Origin of the sequence: Chthonomonas sp. (assembly GCF_035294505.1) — a bacterium.
Classification (GTDB): domain Bacteria; phylum Armatimonadota; class Chthonomonadetes; order Chthonomonadales; family Chthonomonadaceae; genus Chthonomonas.
Genome location: NZ_DATGKU010000112.1, coordinates 1 through 2,741, shown reverse-complemented (window position 1 = coordinate 2,741; position 2,741 = coordinate 1). Strand labels below are relative to the sequence as shown.

Sequence of the window (2,741 nt, the reverse complement as noted above, 5' to 3'; positions counted from 1 at the left end):
GTACTACGGCCTCAAAGGGCACGACAAGTTGCACCAGGTGGCCTTAGGCATCATTCTTGCGGAGTTTTGTGCCGAGACCATTTGGGCGCTCTACAGCATGACGCACAACCATTTCGCCACCTATAGCGTCTCCATCAACGGGCGTCTCGGCTGGAATCAGTAACCACGCTCTCTGGTCTTACCTACCGACAGCCGCCGGTCCAAACAGAAGCGGGCGAGACCTCGGTCTCGCCCGGCCTTCAGTGTTTTCTATCTCGTCGTCTACTTTGTGTGGGAGCGGCGCATCTTACGCGCCAGCGCCACGCCGTCGGAGTTGCACAGCACATAGCGGGCGCGGGCAGCACGTAAACGTGCCAAACGGAGGATATCGTTCTGCGCCTGCATGTAGGTATCGGTTCCCATTGGGTCAAGCATGGCGATCAAACGCTCTATGGCCTCATGCTGCTGTTGCTTCCGCTTCGACAGCGCCCCTACCACCGGCTGCGCATCCAGTCGCTCTCTCACTAAAGGTGCCATCTATTTATCATCCTTTCTATTGCCGTCTAAAACCTTTTTTGACGAACTCATGCACCCCTTCTGAGGGTACAAAAATGCCCGACCTACTGTCAAGCAGGTGCGGGCCTCGTAACGGGGGAGTGTTTCACTTTTTTGATCGGCTTTTGTCTAGCCATCTCCTCGACCCCGTTTTGGCAGCCCCTGCGTCCCTTTTACGAAAAGCCTTATGCCATGCTGCTGACAGCGATGGTCCATCCTTTTCTTTTTCTCCATTTTTTGCATACGTTGACACTACAGGCCAGTTCGTGCATCCTCTAGTTCATTGTATCATATTTTGGCGTCTTTTCATATGCTTTCATTAGAGATAGACGCACAACTCGCCGAAAAGTTTCATTTTTTCTGGAAAGCCCCTTCCGGCTCTATCAACCGCAAGATAGAGGGTTGTAGCCGCAAGCGCTTGACCAAAAAAAATCCCCGGCCTGTACAGGCCGGGGCACTACTAGGAGAGAGTGTCGCGGCGCATTCGCGGAGCCGCTTCGATTTCTATAATAGCCGTCGAAGTTTAAGAACGTGTTAACAGAACAATAAATTTCGATTAAGACCACATCGTTCTTACCCTACGCCTGGGACGGACGCGCCCTACTGCCGCTGACCCACAGAAACAGCGGTACCGCCATAAGCTGCGTGCTCATGCAAAACACAATAACGGCCATGAGGGAACGCTCGTAGAGAAAGCCCATCAGCGCGCTGCCCAAAAACCAAAATATGCCGTAGCTTGCCGTAAACAGCCCGAACGCGGAGGCACGCCGCTGTGGGAGCACCATCGGCGTAACGGCGGCAGGAATAATCGACTCATGAACCCCCATTCCCATCCCCCAAACGGCCGCACCAAGCAGCGCCATCCAAAATCCACCGAGAAACACCAAAGGGGCAAACAGCGATGCCACTATCGTGAGGCCAACCAGTACCGGAAACCCATATCGGTCGAACAAACGCCCAAACAGTAAGGAAGCTCCGCCGCTTACGGCCATGGCCACCGCATAAAAAATAGGGATCAAGGCCGAAGACACACTGTGTTCCCGTGCAAAGTGATAGGCGATCAACGAGTAGTCGGCAAAGCCGATGGCAACGAGCGCAGCTCCCACAAGGTAGACCCAAAACGCACGTGAGTAGGGGGTAGGTGGGCCCGAATCGGTGAAAGCCGGTTCGAGGTCTTGCGGCTTCGGATAGAGGAGGCGCGCGATCCCCACAAAACCGAGGGTAATGAGCGCCGGCACCAACAGCACGGCGAAAGCCTCGTGATACTTTCCGCCGTGGGCAAGCACCACCGCGATGACCAGAGGCCCGCATAAAGCGCCGAACTGATCGCATGCCTCATGGACTCCGAAAGTCCATCCGTAGCCGCCCACGTGTTTTGCGGCATGAGAGAGCATCACATCGCGCGGAGGGTTGCGAATGGCACGGCCTACCCGCTCCAGCACGATCAGAACCGCCGCTGCCTGCCAACTTCCCGTTAGCGCCAAGGCCGGTACCGAGATCATCTGAACGGTGTAGCCGAAGATGGTAATAGGCCAAAAACGCCCGGTGATGTCGGCCAACCGCCCGGAGAAGAAACGCAAGGCGTAGCCGCACAGCTCTCCCAAACCGGCAACGGTACCCACAATGAAGGCGCTGGCCCGCAGCGTTTCTAGATAGGGGCCGGTAATGCTGCGTGCGCCTTCATAGGTGAAGTCGGCAAAAAAGCTTAGCACGCTTATTAACAGCACGAACCGCAATGCCGCACGACGTATGTCCGCAGGCGATGAGGTGGAATCGGTGGATGGCAAGGCAGGCTCTCCCTTGACAGCTTAATAGGAAATTCAGGTGATCGGCTCTCTTTTTTTTCCTCCCTACAGTTTACCATTGGAGAGGCCGGCACGTACACGCGTGATATCATACGATGGAAGGCGGCACCTTTGCGGCCTCATCATCCTTAAGGTCGAAACAACGGGAAGAGAAGAACACGGAAGAGGAAAAAACGACAAGGAATTGGCGGAAAGACAATCGCGTGACAACGGCTTGTGTGGGCTCTGCAAAGCGCGTTTTGCGTTGCGTTCGAGCAGAGATATCGACTTTAGGTATAGGGTGTTAGGCAAGAGAGGCTGAAATGGGTTTTTCAGCGTTCCTCTCCACCCCACACCCCCAACCCTTAGAAAGGAGGTGATCCAGCCGCACCTTCCGGTACGGCTACCTTGTTACGACTTCGT

At 55.2% G+C, this 2,741-nt stretch carries 2 protein-coding genes and 1 rRNA gene; all 3 read right to left on the bottom strand.

Features of this window, described 5'->3' with window-relative positions; all coding sequences use genetic code 11:
* Positions 1-261: 261 nt before the first annotated feature.
* Entirely contained in the window at positions 262-516 is a 255-nt protein-coding gene (locus VKV18_RS06470) for a hypothetical protein (protein WP_324203398.1), read from the bottom strand.
* Between the two features lie 596 nt (positions 517-1,112).
* Positions 1,113-2,321, bottom strand: coding sequence for an MFS transporter (locus VKV18_RS06465; protein ID WP_324203397.1), 1,209 nt, complete (start codon positions 2,319-2,321; stop codon positions 1,113-1,115).
* A gap of 366 nt (positions 2,322-2,687) precedes the next feature.
* A 16S ribosomal RNA gene (locus VKV18_RS06460) occupies positions 2,688-2,741 on the bottom strand; the annotation flags it as partial.

Excerpts from the sequence above, each read along its gene's own strand:
- VKV18_RS06470 (WP_324203398.1), bottom strand. The coding sequence starts at position 516 with ATGGCACCTTTAGTGAGAGAGCGACTGGATGCGCAGCCGGTGGTAGGG.